Source organism: Intrasporangium flavum, assembly GCF_001956915.1.
In the GTDB taxonomy this organism is placed as follows: domain Bacteria; phylum Actinomycetota; class Actinomycetes; order Actinomycetales; family Dermatophilaceae; genus Monashia; species Monashia flava.
Window position 1 is genome coordinate 88369 of the sequence record NZ_MLJO01000010.1, and the last position, 18476, is coordinate 106844.

Annotated in this window: 12 protein-coding genes; 6 read left to right on the forward strand and 6 right to left on the reverse strand. The window is 69.7% G+C overall.

Annotated elements, in window-relative coordinates; translation table 11 throughout:
- Positions 1-18 precede the first annotated feature (18 nt).
- From BIV28_RS07915 to BIV28_RS07925, 3 genes are all read left to right on the forward strand, one after another.
- Positions 19-432, forward strand: coding sequence for a VOC family protein (locus BIV28_RS07915; protein ID WP_076260793.1), 414 nt, complete (start codon positions 19-21; stop codon positions 430-432).
- Positions 433-581: 149 nt separating this feature from the next.
- Positions 582-827 carry a hypothetical protein gene (locus tag BIV28_RS07920; protein ID WP_076260795.1) on the forward strand — a complete coding sequence of 82 codons (246 nt, stop codon included), beginning with the start codon at positions 582-584 and terminating at the stop codon, positions 825-827.
- A 149-nt stretch (positions 828-976) separates the two neighbouring features.
- Positions 977-1510, forward strand: a complete 534-nt coding sequence (locus BIV28_RS07925) for a DUF1990 family protein (RefSeq protein WP_083707145.1) — start codon at positions 977-979, stop codon at positions 1508-1510.
- Here BIV28_RS07925 and BIV28_RS19695 read toward each other — a convergent pair.
- Both BIV28_RS19695 and BIV28_RS07935 read right to left on the reverse strand, forming a co-directional pair.
- Positions 1496-2419 carry an ATP-binding protein gene (locus tag BIV28_RS19695; RefSeq protein WP_083707146.1) on the reverse strand — a complete coding sequence of 308 codons (924 nt, stop codon included), beginning with the start codon at positions 2417-2419 and terminating at the stop codon, positions 1496-1498. The genes BIV28_RS07925 and BIV28_RS19695 overlap by 15 nt on opposite strands.
- Positions 2420-2491: 72 nt before the next feature.
- Positions 2492-2884 carry a tautomerase family protein gene (locus BIV28_RS07935; RefSeq protein WP_076260797.1) on the reverse strand — a complete coding sequence of 131 codons (393 nt, stop codon included), beginning with the start codon at positions 2882-2884 and terminating at the stop codon, positions 2492-2494.
- 129 nt (positions 2885-3013) lie between these two features.
- Here BIV28_RS07935 and BIV28_RS07940 point away from each other — a divergent pair, with 129 nt between their 5' ends.
- Positions 3014-3427, forward strand: coding sequence for a VOC family protein (locus BIV28_RS07940; RefSeq protein ID WP_076260799.1), 414 nt, complete (start codon positions 3014-3016; stop codon positions 3425-3427).
- 63 nt (positions 3428-3490) lie between these two features.
- Positions 3491-4855: an MFS transporter gene (locus BIV28_RS07945; RefSeq protein ID WP_076260800.1), complete on the forward strand. Its 1365-nt coding sequence runs from the start codon at positions 3491-3493 to the stop codon at positions 4853-4855.
- A gap of 67 nt (positions 4856-4922) precedes the next feature.
- Here the strand turns inward: BIV28_RS07945 and BIV28_RS07950 are convergent, their stop codons facing one another.
- The 3 genes from BIV28_RS07950 to BIV28_RS07960 all read right to left on the reverse strand — a co-directional run bounded on the left by BIV28_RS07950 (position 4923) and on the right by BIV28_RS07960 (position 10997).
- Entirely contained in the window at positions 4923-5357 is a 435-nt protein-coding gene (locus BIV28_RS07950) for a DUF1003 domain-containing protein (protein WP_083707147.1), read from the reverse strand.
- Between the two features lie 279 nt (positions 5358-5636).
- Positions 5637-10331 (reverse strand): multicopper oxidase domain-containing protein, encoded by a 4695-nt coding sequence (locus BIV28_RS07955; RefSeq protein ID WP_083707148.1) that lies wholly within the window; start codon positions 10329-10331, stop codon positions 5637-5639.
- Between the two features lie 12 nt (positions 10332-10343).
- A complete protein-coding gene (locus BIV28_RS07960) occupies positions 10344-10997 on the reverse strand; it encodes a hypothetical protein (RefSeq protein ID WP_076260804.1) in 654 nt (217 codons plus the stop codon).
- 156 nt (positions 10998-11153) lie between these two features.
- Here BIV28_RS07960 and BIV28_RS07965 point away from each other — a divergent pair, with 156 nt between their 5' ends.
- Positions 11154-12962 carry a copper resistance CopC/CopD family protein gene (locus tag BIV28_RS07965; RefSeq protein ID WP_083707149.1) on the forward strand — a complete coding sequence of 603 codons (1809 nt, stop codon included), beginning with the start codon at positions 11154-11156 and terminating at the stop codon, positions 12960-12962.
- A 110-nt stretch (positions 12963-13072) separates the two neighbouring features.
- On the opposite strand, the gene BIV28_RS07970 is transcribed toward BIV28_RS07965, so the two are convergent.
- The gene (locus tag BIV28_RS07970) at positions 13073-18448 is read right to left on the reverse strand and encodes a peroxidase family protein (RefSeq protein WP_242652840.1); all 5376 of its coding nucleotides are present in this window, start codon (positions 18446-18448) and stop codon (positions 13073-13075) included.
- Between the last annotated feature and the right edge of the window lie 28 nt (positions 18449-18476).

Consider the following 18476-nt stretch of genomic DNA (forward strand, 5'->3'; position numbering starts at 1 on the left):
CTACGGCAAGGAGTCACCGTGTCTGCCTTTCCCGTCCTGCTCCACACCGCGATCGACGCGCGAGACTGCCGGGCACTCGCCGAGTTCTATCGTCAGCTGCTGGGGCTGCACTATCGGGCCGGCGAGGAACCGCCGACGGATGGGAGTCCCGACGACGCCGACTGGCTGGTTCTGCTCGACGGCAACGGCAGTCGCGTCCTGACCATTCAGCGAAAGACCGACACCGCTCCCCCGACCTGGCCCTCGGAGCAGGTGCCGATGCAGATGCACATGGACTTCAGGGTGCCCACCGCTGAAGAGCTCGAGCGGCATCGGGAGCGCGCGGAGGATCTCGGCGCCCAACTGCTCCACGACCGGTCGAAGGACGAGGGCGAGCCTCTCTACGTGCTCGCCGATCCCGCGGGCCACCCGTTCTGCCTCCTGGTCCAGTAGGGCCGGGCTCCGGGGACGCAGCGCACGGGTAGGTCCCTCGTCGAGAGCTGCTATCGGTTCGAGAACCAAGGCGTACCCGACACCCTTCCCGTGTTTGGCCGTACCGTTCGGCGTGGCTGGTCACGTCAATTCGGAAGGAGGGAGGCATCGTGGTTCGGGGCCTGTCGCTCCAGCAGCGACTCCTGATCGTCGGCTCCGTCGTGGTGTCCGTCACCTACGTGTTGCCCATGACGTTCCTCCTCGGCGCCGCGGCCGCCACGTCGGTCTGGGACCCAGTCATGGCCGTGCGATCGAGCCACCGCGGATGGTTCATCGCGTGGCTCTCCGGCCTGGCCCTGGCCGTTCTCGGCGCGGTCATGACCTTCGTCGTGCTCCCGCGCCTTCCTTCCATCTGACTCCCGCTCGACCTCCGATGCACGCGACTGCGCGCGCTGCCTGTTCCGCGTCCGGGACAGACGGACGCTGAGGCCGCGCGTGGCGGCCACGTTCGCACGGGTCAGTCCACCCTTCGGGCGGGCTGCCGGTCGTCAGAGATGATGAACGCATGCCAGTCCGCTCAATCTGCCCGGACAAGGTCGCCGAGCTCCAGGCGGTTCCCCTGTCCTACCCGGCCAACGCGACAGAAGCCGGCCGGGCGCCGCTGGGCTACAAGCACTTTCAGGCCACGGCGCTGCTCACGCGAAGGGACTTCGAAGGCCTGGCCAGCGATCTGATGAGCTGGCGGATGCACGAAAGGGCGGGTCTTCGTGTCCGCGCCTCAGTTGCCACCGCGAAGGTCGGCGCCATTGTCGTGATGCGGCTCGGGCTTGGCCCCTTGTCGCTCCGGATTCCCTGCCGTGTCGTCCGGGTCGTCGATGAACCAGACCGGCGCGGGTTCACCTACGGCACACTTCCGGGGCACCCGGAGTCCGGCGAGGAGCGGTTCGTCCTGGAGCGCCAGACCGACGGTGCCATCCGCTTCACGGTCACCGGGGTGTCCAGGCCCGCGTCCGTGCTCGCGAGACTCGGAGGGCCCGTCACTCGACTCGTTCAGGACCGGATGACGCAGCGCTACCTCGGGGCCCTAGACCGGCTCTGAGAGTTTCGGTTCCACGGTCGGTTCGAGCACGAACCACACGGTCATCCCGACGGCGTCGAGCTCCGAGCCCCACCTGCTTGCCACCGCACTGACGATCTGGAGACCGCGACCGTGGACCGCCAGCGGCTCCACGGAGACCCGGCTGAGGTCGACCACCCGGCTCGACCCGCCGTCGCGGATGGTCGTGGTCAGCACGCCGTGGTCGAGGACGACGCGCAGCTCGCACCCGGACTCCGTGTGGATGACGGCGTTGGTGACCAGCTCACTCAGGCACAGGACCGCGTCCTCGATCGTGTCCGCGTCCACGCCCCAGCCGGACAGGCTGCTCCTCATGAAGCCCCGCGCGGGCCCCACCGCCGAGGGGTGCGCGACGACCCGGTAGGTGGCGGCCATTGCCCCCTCCGGGACCGGCTCGTCCGTGAGGGACCGGCTGGCGTGCGTCGTGGCGCGCTGGGCGCGACGCAGCCCGGCACCCAACCTCGCCCCCAGGTCCTCGAGGCCCTGCATCTGTTGATGGTCGAACGGCTGAGGAGTGTCGTAGAAGAGGGCGAAGCCGCCGTGGACGTGTCCGGCCGACACCATCGGCACGGAAGCGATCGCGCACGTGCTCGCGGCCTGTCGGCCGATGAAGGCGGGATACTCGCCGGCGAGGTGATCGAGGGTGCCCACGACCTGCTCGCCGGTGCGCACCGAGTGGTTGAGCGGCACGTCCTCGTACGCATCGACCTCACACCAGTCGACAGCGACCCCGTTGTCGCGGTCGCTGGCGCTGAAGAGCAGTCGTCGTCCACCACCTTCGGCCAGCGCCAGCCCGGCTCGGTGGACGCCGGGCATCGCACTGAGCTCCGCGAGCGCGGACCGCACCCAGGTGTCCCCGTCCGGGGCCCCGGCGTCGGCTGAGTGCACCACCCCATCAGGGTAGGTGGCCGAGCTCGTCGCCGAAAACTGCCGCGCCCCCTCCTCGTCCTCGCAGCGACGCTCCTAGACGTTGACCTCGAACCCGAGGTCGTAGTCGCTGGCGGCGACTCCGCCCGATCCCCAGTTCTCGGGAGGGCTCTCGCGCAGGAGGATCGAGACGTGCTCCCGTGGGATGCCGTGCTCGGCGAGCCGCTCCACGATCTGCCGGTAGAGCTCGCGCTTGGCCCCGATCGACCGCCCGGAGAAGCAGTCGATCGTGACCCGCAGATAGGTGTCGGCGACCCCCTCCTCGAGCCCGTTGACCATGGCGTGCGGCTCGAACTCCATCAGGCGGATGAAGCGATCCTCTTCCGGGATCCGGAAGGCCGCGACCAGCGCGCCGTGCACGGCATCCATGAGGTCGACCTGTTGGGCCGGGGTGTAGCTGCGACGGACCTCGATCAGGGTGCTCGGCATCGACGGGCCTCTCGGGCGACGCGGACAAGGGCACCATGCTCGCACCAGAGCACGCTCGATGCCCGTCGCGCCACGTTCGGCGAGCACACACACCACTCCTCTGCCGTCCCGGAGCGATAGGACTGGTCGATGAGAACACTGCACATCGGGCTCAGGGTCTCCGACCTGACCCGCTCCCTCGCGTTCTACCGCGTACTCGGCTACGAGGTCGTCGGGACCGTGCCCGAGACGGAGTTCGGCAGCCTGACGATGCTCAAGCTCCCCGGCGACGAGTTCGTGGCCCTCGAGCTCGCGCATCGCCCCGGCGCTGGAAGGATCGACCCGCAGGGTCTGAACCACTTTGTCGTCCAGGTCGAGTCCATGGGCGCCGCTGTCGCCAAACTCGCGGCCGCTGGAGTCGTCGCCGAGACGCCCCACTCGCCCGACGGCTCCCCGGACTTCTGGACCTCGTGGCTGACCGATCCCGACGGCTACCGCATCGAGCTCGTGCAGTGGCCCGACGGTCACGCCGACGGCATGAGCGCGGACGACTTCGGCGGCTAACGACGCCGGCGCGAACCGGGTAATTGCCGTGACACCGAGTGGCTGCGTCTGGAGAATCCTCGGGTGATTCTCGACGCCGTCCTGCGCCACACCCGCCCGCCGTCGCCGCTGGCGGGCCGGCTGTCCGTCCAGTCGCTGCTCTTCGCGCTGGGCGAGGGCACCTTCATGACCGGGTCGGCCGTGTTCTTCACGCAGATCGTCGGGCTGTCGGCCGCACAGGTCGGTCTCGGCCTGACCATCGCCGGCGTCGCCGCGTTCCTGGCCGCCCTGCCGATGGGCAAGCTCGTCGACCGCTTCGGCCCCAAGAGGATGTGGGCGGTCAGCGCGGCCGGCCAGGCCGCGATGTTCGCGCTGTGGCCACTCATCGACGGGTTCCAGGGATACGTCATGATGGCCGTCGGCATGGAGGTCATCGGAGCGCTCGGTGGCGCGGCGTACGGCGCCTACACGATCGACGTCCTGCCGGCCGCCGAGCGGGTGAGGTCACGGGCCTACATGTACTCGGCGCTCAACGTCGGCTTCACCCTCGGCTCGATGCTCGGCGGCATCGCGCTGGCCTTCCACTCCAACGACGTGCTCCACGCCCTGCCGTGGTTCACGTCGGTGGCCTTCCTCGTCAACGCCGTGGCGATCACCCGCCTGCCCAAGGCCTCCCACGACGAGCGCAGCCCCGAGGACCGCAAGGTAAAGGTCCCCGGCCCCGGGCCGCTGCGCAACCTCGGCTGGCTTTTCACGACGTTCTTCAGCGGCGTCTTCTGGACCAACCAGGTGCTGCTCAACGTCGTCATCCCGCTCTGGCTCGTCGAGAAGACCGACGCCCCACGGGTGCTGCTGGCCTTCCTCTTCGGCACGAACACCGTCATGTGCATCTTCCTGCCGATGGTCACCTCGCGCGGCGTCAGGGACGTGCCGACGGCGCTCAGGGCCATCCGCGTGTCATCGGTGTTCTTCGTCGTGTCGTGCATCATCACCCTGGCCACGCACGACACCGTCGGCTGGCTGACCATCGCGCTCGTCTGGCTCGGGCACGTGACAGTGACCGGTGCGGAGCTCTACCTGTCCGCGGCCAGCTGGTCGTTCGAGGCCGAGCTGATGGACCCGCGCCAGCGCGGGGCCTACCAGGGCGCCGCCGAGCTCAGTGGCACGCTCGGCCGGGTCTGGGCACCCGCTCTCTACACCTTCCTCGCGATGAACTGGGGGGCCGGCGGTTGGCTGCTCATCGCCGGGATCGTCGTCGTGGCCACGATCGGCATCCACCCCTCGACGCGGCTGGCCAGACGGTTCCTCGAGCGGCACGTGCCGGCCGACGTCCTCGCCGACGCCCGTTCGGCCGCGCCCGACGCCGAGGAGGGTCCCGCCGTGGCGCCTCCATCGCTCATCAGCACCGACGAACGGGTGGCCGAACCCGCCCCCGACCCGACCCGCTGACGGCGTCGTCCGGGCATCGTTGCGGCCGCGCGCAAGGCGACGGTGACGCGGCTCTTCACGCCCCGCGTCAGCGCTCCGGCGTCACCGGCCGGGCTCCGTCACCGGCATCCGCCAGCAGCCGGCGGTGGAGCTCCGTGGTGAGCACGTGGATCTGACGCGTCAGCTCGGTGTTCGTCTTCAGCTCGAGCTCTGACTCGCTGAAGTCGTGGGCCGCCTTGGCGGATGCGAAAGCGGCCTGGCGGTTCTGCCCGATCATGACGAACGTCGACAGGAAGATCGCCTCGAGCGACACCACGAGCGTGAGCGTCGGCCACGGGCTCTTCTCGAAGAAGACCATCCACAAGGCGAACAGCGCTGCGTGCAGGTAGACGAAGCTCATGGAGCCTGCGAAGGCCGTGATCTTGTCGGCGGTCCGCAGCTGGAAGTCTGAGGCCCGCTTCTGCAGCACGGCGTTGAAGGCGGGATGCGCATGCCGTCGCTCGGGAACACTCACATCGGTCATGCAGGTCACCGTAGGGCCGGAAGCCGAGCGCATGGTGCAAGAACGAGTGAGCGCGAGCCGATGAGTCGGCCGGCACGCGAGAACTGTCGGCAGAACCAGGTTGCCACCACCAGTCGGACCGCGGCGCACACCCGACCCTCGGGGTGCGCGCCAGACTCTGCCGGGCCGCCCGCTCCACTCCCCGGAGGACGGCCCGGCGGCGTCGCCCAAGACCTCACGCACCCTCCTGATGGGGCGGTCACACCTCCGCAGCGCCCCGAGCCCGCTGCGGCCTCCCCCTCAGCACGTGCTGCCGTCGACCCGCAGGATGGGGCACGTCGTCGTGGTGACGGGAAGGACCCGTTGCAGGCCCCACACCCCGGCCGCTGTGAACGGCCGCCTCAGGTCGCCGTAGAAGTAGTCTCCGGCTGCGCGTTGCGTGCCCCCGGCTCCGCCTTCGACGGCAAGGTCGAACGACTCCCACGGCGCCATGCCCTGGGCACTGACCAGGTTCGAACCAGCGATGTTGCGGTCCTGCGGCCAGCTCAGGCCCCCGAGCGAGAACACGTGGGCGCTCTCGCTGCCCGGTGCCACCATGACGTGGACCAGCTCCGGGTCACCGGCGAACGCGGTCAGGAGTGGCACCTGGCCGGGGTCCTTGAAGGCGTTGGCGCCGTCACCGGCCGGTGCGGCCTGGTAGTTGACCAGGGACGCTCCCACGTTGGCTCCGGCCGGATAGGGCATGAAGTCCTGACCGATCTGCTCGTCGTCGTCGGCGATCGTCACCGTGAGGTCCCGGTAGTCGGGCACTGCTGCCCCCGGGACGTGCACGAGGACCTGTGCGCCGATGTCACGTGCGAGGCCGGACACGGGATCGCTGAACTCGGTACGCGCGCCGTCCAGGGGTGACTTGGGTGCGACGACCACCATGCCGTAGAGGCCGTTCTTCTCCGACCCCGGCGCCGCGAGGTCGGTGATCACCGCGCTACCGACCCGGTCCGTCGGCGCGTAGTAGGTGTAGGTGCGCGTCGCGTTGGGGGCCACGTTCTGCTCGGGCGCGAATCCGACGTCCACGCCGCCGGATTCGGCCGCGCGGTCGAGCTTGCCCACCGAGAAGCCGACGGGCGTCAGCAGCAGGTTGGTGACGTTGACGGTGATGCACTCGCCCGCCACCACGTGCAGCACGAGGGGCACCGGCTTCTTGAGGCGGTTCTTGATCGCCTGGACGTCACCGTTCGGCACGAAGGCCGTCCGGCCGCCGTTCAGGTCCTGGGACTTGTCCACGGCGCTGAGGTCGAAGCGACGGGTCGGCGCCGAGGCGGGGCACGGCGTCTCCGTGGTCAAGGACGATGGAGGAGGGCCGCCGGTGGCCACGGGCGGGGTGTAGGCGGCCTGCGGCGTCGGCACTCCCGGCAGGGGGCGAAGGTCCTCGACCGTGCCGGGCAGCACCCTGACGATGCCCCAGGCGCCTTGCTGGGTGTGCTTCTCGACGCCGTTGGCGTAGAGGTAGTCACCCGGGCGCATCCGCATGTACGGCGCGTTGCCGTTGAAGACGAGGGTGAATTTCTCGCTGACGCCGTAGTGGATGGTGTCGATGATCGACCCCGCTGGGGTCGCTGAGCCGGTGCCGCTACTGGCGGTCTGGCGAGGCTCCAGCAGCGTGCGGCCGCCCTGGAGGTGGAGCGAGTCGACCGTCGGCGACACGTTGATCGTCCGCACCACCAGGGGGTCATCGGGATAGAGCCGGGGCAAGGGCGTCATCGGGTCCCCGTACGTCCACGAGCTGAACTGGTGCGCCGTGTCAGGCCGGTCGACCAGCGGGTTCGCCCTGTTGTTGAGGGTGGAGTACTGCCCGGCGTCGTTGTCGTTGATGGTCCACAGGGCCAGCTCACGGAAGCTGCCCTCGACGAGCCCCGGGGCGAGGGACGTCGTGGTGTGGATGTCGACGATCGTGCCGGAGTCCACCTCGGCGCCGGTGGCCGGGTCGTGGTACGTCGAGCCGAACGGCTCCACGATGAGCTGACCGACGAGGCCGTGCCCCCAGCCGTGGATCCCGTCCACGTGGTCGTGCCAGAAGACGTTGTCCAGCAGCGCGTCCGGATACCACCGGTACTGGATGAACTCCGTACCGGCGAACTCACCGGCTGCGTGGGTGGCGATGAGCGGCGTGTCCAGCGTCACCGTCTTCGAGGTCTGGTTCACCGCCACGACTTGATGGATCTCGATGGACTCGAGACCTTCGCCGACCCCGATGAACGGTTTGGTGGCCTTGCCGTTGGCGTCGACGCCCACGAGCTTGGCCACGTCGGTCAGAGCCAGCGTGGTGGAACCCGCGGCGCCCGCGGCGGCAAGCTGAGCGTCCTCTACCTGGTAGGGCCGGACCGAGTGCTCGAACGCGAATCCGGCGCTCACACCGTCGGATCCCTGGACGTCGAACTGGACGTGGTGGATGTGCATCGTCGTCTTGGAGAACTTGTCGAAGGCGGAGGCGTCCGGGATCTCGTTGGTGAGCGTGATCGCCACGCAGTCGCCCTGGTTGGCGCGGATGGCCAGCGGGTCGGAGCGCTTCGGGTCGGCAGCGACGGCGGCCTTGTCCTTGGCGAGAACGAAGAGCTTGCCCTCCGGGTCGGACAGGGTCGGCGTCCGTTGGATCGTCTTGCCGATGGCGACGACGTTGAAGGTGCGCAGGTGTCGTTGGGCGGGGCACAGCCCGTCGGCACGGTTGTTCCACGGGCTCATCGACGTCGAGGACTGGTTCGCGTTCGGACCGAGGTACGGCGTGCCGGTGTGCCCGGCGGGGGTGAACGGCGGGCGCTTCCCGATCGCGGGGCGGAAGAGCGGGTAGGCCGGTCTGCCGTTGAGCGGGTTGAACAGGATCGTCGGCCGGGTGCCGTCCTTGCCGGACACGAGGCGGTTCTTGTCGACCAGGAGCAGGTTGGGCTGGCCGGTGAGCACCTTCGGGGAGTCCGCGAAGCTGGTCGGGTCGGCCGGCGCACCGAGGTACAGAGGCTTGGCGCCCGAGCCCGCGACCTTCCAGTTCCAGACGGTCGGATCCTGCCCGTTGCGTGGGACGCCGGCCGGCGGCAGCTGCGGACGGATCCAGCTGTCGAGGTTGGTGGCCGTGATCTTGGTGCCGTTGATGGTCTTGCCGATGAGGCCTGTCGAGTCGACCGCAGCAGGTGGCGCCGGGCGGTCCATGAGAGGGGCGAAGTCGGGCTGGGCGGTGTCGTAGACGCGCCAGAGCCCCCACATGCCCGAGTTGTAGTGCTTGGCGATGTGGCAGTGGAACAGGAAGTCGCCGACGGACTGCTGGACGCCCCCGGCACCGCCCTCGATCTCGAGGTTGAAGGACTCGCCCGGACCGATCGACTGGGAGTCGAGGCGTTGCGAGGCGGACAGCACGGTCGTGGGGTCCTTGCGCAGCCCGGTGTCCGCGTAGTTGTACGAGGGATCCGACACCGGGTTGAACCGCCAGCGGTCACCCCCACCGTGGAGGTGGAAGACGTGGAACTTCTCGCTGCCGACGTGCATCAGCCGGATCTTGGTCGGGTCGGCGAGGTACCCGCGCACCATGGGCGTCGCCGGTTCGCCGAAGGTGTACGAGCTGTACGCGTGCGACTTCTCCTTGGGGAAGGCGAGCAGCCGGTTGCGGAACGGCTCCGAGCGGTAGTTGAGCGCGAAGGCTCCCGGGCGGTACGTCCCCGTCAGGTTGTCGACCAAGGGGATGTCCAGCCCCTTGGCGTCCTTGAGCAGCTCCTTGTCGTTGCCGATCTCGTGGTGCAGCAGTGCTGCCTCCCGGAACGCGCAGGTCGGGGACGCGCTTGATGGCACGCAGGACGCCTTGGGTGCGCTGGGCTTGATGATGGCCTCCCAGCCCGATTCGAGAGGCTGACCCGTGATGGAGGCGTTCCAGTACGTCGACCCGGGCGGCTCCACCACCAGGGCACCGAACAGGCCGTGCGCGACTGCCGCGCGGTAGCCGGGCCCGGGGTGGATGTAGTGGCCGCCCTCGAGACGCCTGTCGAGCGGGATCGCGAACCGGTACGTGCGGCTCCCCCCGGTGGCGATGTCCGACGCAGCGTTCTGGCCGACGGCGTCACCGGACGACCCGGACGCGAACTCCAGGCCGTCGATGTGCAGGCCGAACGAGCCCCCGGATGCGGAGTTGGTGACGCGGATCTGGACGCACTCGCCTTCGTTCGCGCGGATCACCAGCGGCTGGATGGCGTCGTCGCGCAGCCCGACCGAGACCTTCTGGGACGCCTCCTGGGCACGGACGGCGGCCACCTTCGAGGTCAGGACGTACATCTTGCCCAGCGGGTCGTGGTCCCCGAACCTGTTGATCGGGATGTTCACGTCGATGGCGGTGACGTCGAAGGACCGGTCGACGGGGCCGCCGTCGAGGCACCCTGCCGCACCGGTAGCACCTGCAGCGGTCGGGGCAGCTGGGGACGCCTGAGCGACCGGGGCCACCAGGACGACGGCCACCGCGGCGAAGCCGGCGGCGAACACCCGTGAGGCCCGGGAGATCCGGCGTCGAATCCCTGCTGGCCGCAAAGGTGCTCGCTGCATCATCCTCATGAGGACCACACCGGGCACGATGACGACGAGGACGACCGCTGCGTCCCCGAAGAGCCTCAGGACCGGGAGTCCGCCGGGTGCATCGTCGAGGACGACCAGCCGCAACTGGTTCCCCACGGCCAGGGCGACCGCGACGGCGATGACGCAACGCAGGACCGCCGAAGGTTCGCCCACCCTGCCGCGGAGCGAGGCCGACGTCACGGGGAGGATCGCGAGGACCGGCGGCACGGTGAAGGCGAGCACCGTGACGGTGTGCCCCACCGGGCCCTGCGAGACTGCGGCGGCCGGGGAATGCAGGTCGAGCCAGGAGAGCCAGGCTCCCCCGGTGACCCCCACGACCAGCGCCATGAGGACGTCGGGAAGGCCGCCCCGTCCGAGCGAGCCGGCGGGTGTGCGTGGTGATGTCGAGGCCATGACGTCCTGCCTTCAACGAGAGCCTGCGGAGAACCCGGGCGTGAGTGCGGTGGTCGTGGGAGCGGACGGCCCGGCCGGCGGCCCTTGGGCGTCGTGTGAATTCCCGTGGGAGTCCCCGTTGGAGTCCCCGTTGGAGTCCCCGTGCGAGTCGCCCTCGCCCGGTGAGAGGTAGAGCAGGGGCACCTGGAACGCTGCGGTGGCCGAGGTCAGCACGACGCGGGCGCTCCCGCGAGGAATGACGAAGGACAGTGATCCCTCGAGGTGGGAGTGCGCGGCGAGGTGGCCCTGCACCGGCAGCGAACCTCCCACCGGCTGAATGCCCTTCGTCTGTCCTTCGACAACGGCTTGGAGGACCGATGCGTCGTAGTCGGTGTCCACGTCACCGGCGGTGACCCTCAACGCCACGCGGACGAGCGCCTTGTCGTCGCTCACGAGGCTCTGCACGCCGTGCGTCATTCCACCGAGGTCCGCGCTGGACAGACCAGCCACCTCCACCGCATCGGTGACGGTGTAGGTCACACTGCCGACCGTCAGCGTCTTCGGGTCCGGTGGGCCCGAGAGCAGGACCTGGGTTCGCCAACCGCCGAGGAACATGGCGGCTCCCAGGAGGGCGCACAGCACGACCGTGCCCACCTTGCGGCCGATCGCGGACAAGGATCTGCTCATGCGACCAGCGTGGCGAGCCGACCTTCTACCTTCCTTTTGGCCAGCACCGACCTCGTGGGCGCCGGAGCCACCGAAGCCCCTGGACGAGCGCCGTGCCCGACGCTCGTTGCCCGCGAATGGCGCCCGGGTGCAGCACTGTCGCCCTACCCTCGATGAATGGGGGCGCCGAGCCGCATGCCGATGGGGGGCACCAGGGCGACGCCGGTGCACAGGCCGCGACGCATCGTGCTCGTCGCGGTGCTGTCGTGCTTCGTCATGCTCGTGGTGGCGGGACCTGCCGACGCTCACGCCCGGCTCCGGTCCTCGGACCCGCGGGCCGGCGCCGTGCTCACCTCTGCCCCCGATGCCGTGACCCTGACGTTCGGGGAGTCCGTCGCTCCCGCCGACAGTGCGATCCGCGTCTACGACGACCGTTTCGGACGGGTCGACGCGGGGCCTGTGGTGGCCGTCCGGGGAACGTCGGGCGCCCTGAAGGTCGCCCTCCGGCCCGGCCTGCACCAGGGCACGTATGTCGTGGTCTGGCAGTCGAGCTCGGCGGACACGCATCCGGTGACGGGCACCTTCCGCTTCTCGATCGGCGCCCCCAGCCCCGTGCAGGGCAACCCACCCGACGACAGCCACAACGACACGGCCGGGGCTCTGCTCGGCCCGCTGCGGTGGCTCGGGTATGCCGGCAGCGTGCTCTGCCCCGGGGTGCTGCTCATGGTCGTGTGGCTCTGGCCCGAGGGGCTCTCCTCTCGGCGGATCCGCCGCGTGCTGGTCGTCGGCGCCGTCGCGCTGGCGCTGAGCACGGTCGGGAGCATGCTGGTCCAGGGCGTCTACGCGAGTGGGCGACCGCTGGAGGCGATCTGGACGGCGCCCGACACACTGGACACGCATTCACGCACCTTCGACGCAGTGCACTCCGTGCGCGCCTTCCTCCTCGTGGCTCTTGCCGCCCTGCTCGTCGCCGCGCTGTCCTTCGGGCCGCGCGGGACCCGACGCCTGATGGGTGCGCTGCGTGCGACAGCCGTGGTGCTCACTGTCGTCCTGGTCGCCACCTGGCCGCCGGCCGGCCACGCCGCTGCCACGAGCTGGCCCCTGGCGACCCTCGGGCTCAACCTCCTTCACATGCTGGCCATGGTCGTCTGGCTCGGCGGACTCGTCGGTCTGGTCGTGGGGTCCGGCGAGCCTGCGCAGCGCGAGGCGATCGGTCGAGCGCTCCCCCGCTTCTCCACCGTCGCGCTCGTCTCGGTGTCGGTGCTCGTCGTCTCGGGGAGTTTTCTCGCCTGGGCCGAGGTGGGGTCGCTCGCTGCCGTCACCTCGACGGAGTACGGGGCGGTGCTCCTCGCGAAGGTGGGCGGGGTCGTCGTGCTCGTCGCCCTCGGAAACATCGCTCGCCTGTGGGTGGAGCACCATCGCGTGGCGCTCCCGCGACAGCACACCTCCCGCACGGCCGCCCGCGCCTCCGCCACGGCCGGGCCGACGGCCGACGAGGGCGCGGACGAGGGGTTCATGGTTCCCCCGCAGGTCGTCGGCTCCAGACGGCTGCGGCTCGGCCTGGTCAGCGAGACGGCCGTGGCGGGCGCCGTACTCGCTCTGACGGCGGCACTGGTCGTCATCGTGCCCGCCCGGTCGGACTACGTGGAGCCGTGGAGCGGCATCATCTCTGCAGGCGGATCGACGGTGTCCGTGCAGGTGCCCGAGCCGCGGGTCGGGGACACCGTCGCCCTGGTCACGCTGGCGGCGCCATCCGGTCGCCAGAGCATCGCGTCAGTCGCTGGCTCGATCAGCCGCCCCGGGTTCTCCCCCACGCCGGCGCCGCTGCCGGTGGGTCCAGACGAAGATGCCTCGAGCGGAGCCACGGAAGTGGGCCTCAGCTTCCCCGACTCCGGCCCCTGGCTCGTGCGCCTCGTCGTGACGCCGGCCGAGGGCGACCCCACGACGATCTCGTTCACGGTGCCGGTGGTTGCCGACGTGACGTGAAGCCGCTGGGGGGGCCGCGCCCGCCTCCGAAGCCCGGCGCACGCAGAACGGAGGGTGGTGGCCGGGGCCACCACCCTCCGTCCCGGTTCAGTCGGGACCTGGCGTTAGGGTCACCGCCCGAGCACCTGGTTCGAGCGGGCCGACTGGGCCCCGCCTCCCACTGCGTTGACTGCCTGCACGGTGAACCGGTAGTTGCCGGTCTGCGGGAGGGTCATCTCCAGCTGCCGAGCCGTAGCAGGCTGCAGGGCGGACACGGTCGTACCGAGCACCGTGTTCCCTGCACCCATCCGCAGCGCGGTCACGCGGTAGCCCGTGATCGCCGAGCCGCCGTTGGACGCCGGAGGAGCCCAGTTGGCGATGGCGGTGATGGCGCCGCCCTGCCGACCGTTCGCCGCGTTCCCGATGACCGGAGCCCCGGGCACCGTCGCCGGTGTGACCGACGCGGACAGCGCGGACGGCGCGCTCGACCCGACGGCGTTCACCGCGATGACCTGGAACCGGTAGGCGGTCCCGTTGGTCAACGCCGTGACGGTCGTCGACGTCGCCGTGCCCGGCGTCACCGTGACCGTCCGCACCAGCGCGTTCGTCGTCGCCAGGCGAACCTGCACCCGGAACGAGGTGATCGAGCTCGCGGGCGCGGCGGGTGTGGCGTTGATGGTCCAGCTCACCGTTGCCGTGGTGTTGCCGGACGTCACCGCGCCGATCGTCGGTGCTGCCGGTGGCGTCGGAGCCAACGGGGTGGCCGTCCCGGACGCCGAGGCGCCGGTGCCGAACTGGTTCACTGCCGCCACCGTGATGGTGTACAGCGAGCCGTTGGTGAGCCCCGTGACGGTGGCCGAGGTCGCCGTCCGGGAGATCCCGGTGATCGTCCGCACCGGCGCCGCGGTCACGTCGGTTCCGAGGAACGCCTTGACCGTGAAGCTGGTGGCGGAAGCCGGGCCGGTGAAGTTCACCGTCACGGACCCGTTGCCGGGCACGAGGCTGGTGATGGTCGGCGCCGAGGGCGTCGCCACGGTCACCGTCGTGTCGCTGAACTTCAGCTGCTCGATGTTCCACAGGGTGTCGACGCCGTCGTCCTTCGGCGCCGCGCCGACAGCCGGCACCGTCGCGTTGGCGTCGGCCACCGTGATCGAGCCGTTGGCGTTCGTCGTGACGGTGTACTGCGAGAGCGGTCCGGCGTAGACCGAGGTGTCGCAGTTCAGCGGCACGGCAGCGGAGCAGTCTGCGCGCGTCGTCACGTTGTCGGCGACCTCGCGGACGTTGACCAGGTGCCCCGGGTCGACGAGTCCGGCGAACACGGCCTGCTGAAGCGTCATGCCCGTCGTGCCAGGACCGAAGTTGCCGTCGCCCACGCCCGGGATGGCCTTGTTCTCCATCAGGTCGGTGCGCCCGAACTCGTGTCCGTTGCCGTCGGTGACGCTGATGGCGGTACGCAGCTCGTTGTCGCCGTCGATGATCTCGTTGCCGGAACGTCCCGTGAAGGTGTCGCTGCCCGGGCCTCCGAGCAGGATGTCACCCTCACCCCAGACCGGACCGCTGAGCGGGCAGGTGCCGGTGACGGACAGGGACGCCGTCTCGGCCGCCGTACCCTGCCACTGCGCGACCGGCGGGAGCAGCGCGGCGAGTCCCTTGATCCGGGCCACGCCGGCCTGGTCCAGAGCGTTGCAGCCCGTGAACCCGCCGCCACCGATCAGGCGCGGGAAGGCGAGGACGCCGTCCGTGCCCTTGAGGATGTCGTCGAACGAGGTTCCCGAGTCGGCCTCCGTCTCCTGCCACCGATCGCGGTTGACGATGATCTGGATCGGCAGGCCGCCGAGGTTGTTGTTGATCATCATGTCGTCGTTCTGGGCCACGGTGTTGTACTGGCCGATCGCCCAGTCGAAGCCGCCCGCGCCCGCGTTGCGGTCGACGGCCGCGTTCTGCGCCATGATGTCGTCGCCACCCTCGGCGTCGTAGTCGTTCTCGCCGACCTGACCGACGAAGATGTCGTTGCCGGGAGCCGTCTCGGCCGGGTCGTCGAAGAACGGGGCACCGTGGTCGCCCTGGAGCAGGTCCTGCCCGGAGCCACCCTCGATCCAGTCGTCGCCACCATCGCCGAACACCGCGTCGGCACCCTGACCTGCGATGACGTAGTCGTTGCCCGGACCGGCGAACGTCTCGTTGTCGTTGGCGCCGCCGTTGATGAAGTCCTGGCCTGCGTTGCCCATGGGGATGTCGTCCCCGGGACCGGCGTCGATGGCGTCGTTCCCCGGGCCGCCCTTGGGCACGTCAGCACCGTCGAGGTCGGTGATGATGTCGTTGCCGTCGCCACCGAGGGCGATGTCGTCGCCGCCCTGCCCGTCGATGACGTCGTTGCCGGCGCCGCCCCAGAAGGTGTCGTTGTCGTTGCCGCCCTTGATGCGGTCCACGCCGGCCGTGCCGTTGTAGACGGACTGGCCGTTGATGCCGGGCGGGTCGACGGTGTTGCGCTGCCGGTAGGAGATCGTGCCGTCCGGCGAACGGAGCAGCAGCAGGCTCTCGTCACAGTCGGGTGTGTTCGGGTCGTCCGCCACGGTGGATCCGAGCGCCGTGAAGTCGGCGGCCGTTCCCTTGAGGGCGGACAGCTGGAACTTGCAGTCGGCCGTGGCGAAGGCGTCGGCCTTGAGAGTGTCGGCGCCGTCGGTGTTGCGCTGGATCATCTCGGAGAACGAGTTGCCCTCGAGCTGGGTGCGCAGGTTCATGCCCGGCGTGCGTGCCAGGTAGTAGAGCCGGTCACCGTCCTGCAGCTTCTCCAGCTGCGTCTGGAAGACGTAGTTGAAGGTGCTGCCGAGCAGGCCGCCGAAGAGGTTGGTGACCTCGGCGAGTCCACCGACCCAGAGGTCGACGTCGTCGAGGCCCGTGGTGGTCCGTCCGTTCGCGTCGGCCCACGCGCCCGTGCCGAACATGAAGTCGGCTGCGTCCGCGGGCTGTACGTCGGCCGGGGTGATGATCGCTCCGGTGGTCGGGTCGATGACGGCCGGCCGCGGGTCCACGATCGCGCGTGCGGCGTCCCGCCTGGCCTTCAGCGTCGTCGCCGACGTGATCGTGTCGTGCGTGCCGTAGGCCGCCACGAAGTTGATCAGTGACTCCGGGTGCTTCAGGTGCTGTCCGTAGTCGCTCCAGCTGGTGTACGGCGTGAGCTGTCCGTCGTTGGTGTCGGCGAACACCGCCCGGCGGAACTCGTTGAGCCGAGGCACCCCGGCGTCGCGGGCACGCGTCATGTTGAGAGTCGGCAGGTCGAGCGGCAGGCCCAGCAGGTTGTTGCGCAGGGTCTCGGTCACGAACTCGTCGATCTCGTTGCCGGTCTGGTCCGAGGAGCCCATCACGATCGCGCCTGCGGCTTCCCTCGGCGTGTAGACCGGGTGGGTCGGGTCGACCTTGTTGTCGAAGAACGCCGGCGGGTTCAGGAAGGCCGTCAGCAGCGGCAGGCTGTTGTCGAGCTTCGACCCGTCGGGGTTCGTGTCGGTGCGCGCGACCTGGTCGTCGAGCATGGAGTGGCCGAAGCGGTAGACCGCGTGGGCGAACTCGGCCTCGATCGCCGGGTTCATGTCCGGCGAGTAGACGTGGAACGGCCGGATCGCCGGCACCATCTTGCGGCCGAACTCCTCGAACACGAGGTGCTGGTACTCCATCTCGGTGACGAAGCGGGCGGCCTGGAAGAGGCGGCCGCCGAACCCGTAGCTGGCATCCGTCCCGTTGACCAGGTGCGGCGCCTGGAAGTCGGCCAGCAGTGCGGCGTTGGCCGGGTCGTTGAGCGTGTTCGTGATGTCGTCCGCGAGCCGGTTGTGCTCGGAGTGGAAGATCTGGTGGATCGTCGACAGCGCGATGTTCTCGTTGCAGCGGCCGTCACCACAGGCGAAGTGCGCGTCGAGCATCTCGTCGTCGTACGTGCCGGCAGGCTGGTTCGCGAAGTCAGCCGAGGGGCTGGTGTCCGCGTCCGGCGTCGGGGCCACCGGCGGCGTCGACGGGTTGTGGTCGGTGTCCTGCGGTGACGGGTCGGCGTTGTGCGCGATGTCCGTCAGGAAGGGCGTGTTGAAGTGCGCGACGTTCGCCGGGACCGGTACCGGGTTCGCGATGTCGCCCTCGACGAGACCGGTCGCGGTCACGTACTGCGGCAGTCCACGAGCCGGGCCCGGGATGAAGTTGCCGTAGGGGTCGGTGGCCAGCATCGGGATGTTGGTCACGTCCCGGTCGACGAGCAGCAGGCCGAGCTTCTGGGCTGCCTGCCGCTTGACCGATGCCCACGTGGAGATGCCGTCCGTGCCGTCGGGGGAACCGGGGTAGGTCTGGCCGGCGGCCAGCCCGCCGAGGAACTTGCCGGTGGAGACGGGCTTTCCACCGACCAACGAGTACTCGCGCAGGAAGACCTGGTGCGAGGAGTGGGAGGTGTAGGTCTGGCTCTGGTCCACCCACGGGGAGTCGGTGTTGTCCGCCGGCACGTTGTCGGCGGTCTCGTCCACCGAGGTGGCCGGGTTGTCGTCGAAGACGCCGTCGGGTCCGGGCCTGACCTGCGCGCGTGAGAGCACCATGAACGCCTGGGAGGCGGGCACCTCGTCGCCGGTGTTGGCCTTGCCGTCCGGGCCGAGGGTCCGCAGCGGGTCATCGGCCTTGAGCGGCACGAAGACGGTGCCCTGGTCCTTGACCGTCTGGTCGACACCGTGGTCGAAGAACTGGCCGAAGAACGTGAACATCGAGTTGAACGGTGGTGACAGACCGACGTCGGTCGTCACGTTGGGGATGTCCAGGGTCTGGTGCGATGGGACGCAGCCGGCCGGAACGCCGTCGACCGGTGGGTCGGCCAGCGGGTCCGGGTCGGTGGTGCAGGGGAACTTGCCGGGGTTGCCCTGGCTGCGCACCGGGAACCCCGCAGCCGCGATGGCCGCAGGGTTGGTGGAGGTCTGGTCGACGACGAGGTTGCTCACTGTCCTCGGCTGGGAGTCGACGACGACGTTGCCGGGGCTCTGCTGCTTGTAGCTCGTCGGTCCGGGAGGGCCTACCGGGAAGGAGGCGGTGATCGGCTCGGCGTCACGGAACGTCGGCGTGGCCAGGTGTGGGAACGGCTGGTCGGCTGCAGCGAAGGTCTCGCGCCCCGGGAACAGGTTGTTGCACGACCCGTCGGTCGTGCGCAGTCCGTAGGAGGTGAGGCGGTCAGGGATCTGGTCCGACGCCGGCCCGACGAGAGTGCCGCACGGGTTCGAGGCGGTCCAGGTCACCGAGTGCCGCTCGGCGATCTTGATCTGCTTGAGGATGAACGTGAGGTCACCGGCAGTGACGACGAACCCGTTGCCGGTCGGCGCCGTCGCCGCCGAGGCCGCCGAAGGCACCACCATCGCCACCGGGACGACGAAGGCGATGCCGGCGGCGACGCGGCGGAACCGCATCGTCAGCGACGGCAACCAGATACGGCCGTGCGTCGCTGTGGCACGGGTGGGGGCACGCCCGGGCGACTTCCAGATGGAGTGTTTCATGGCACACCTGCCTCCTGAGTTGTTCCTG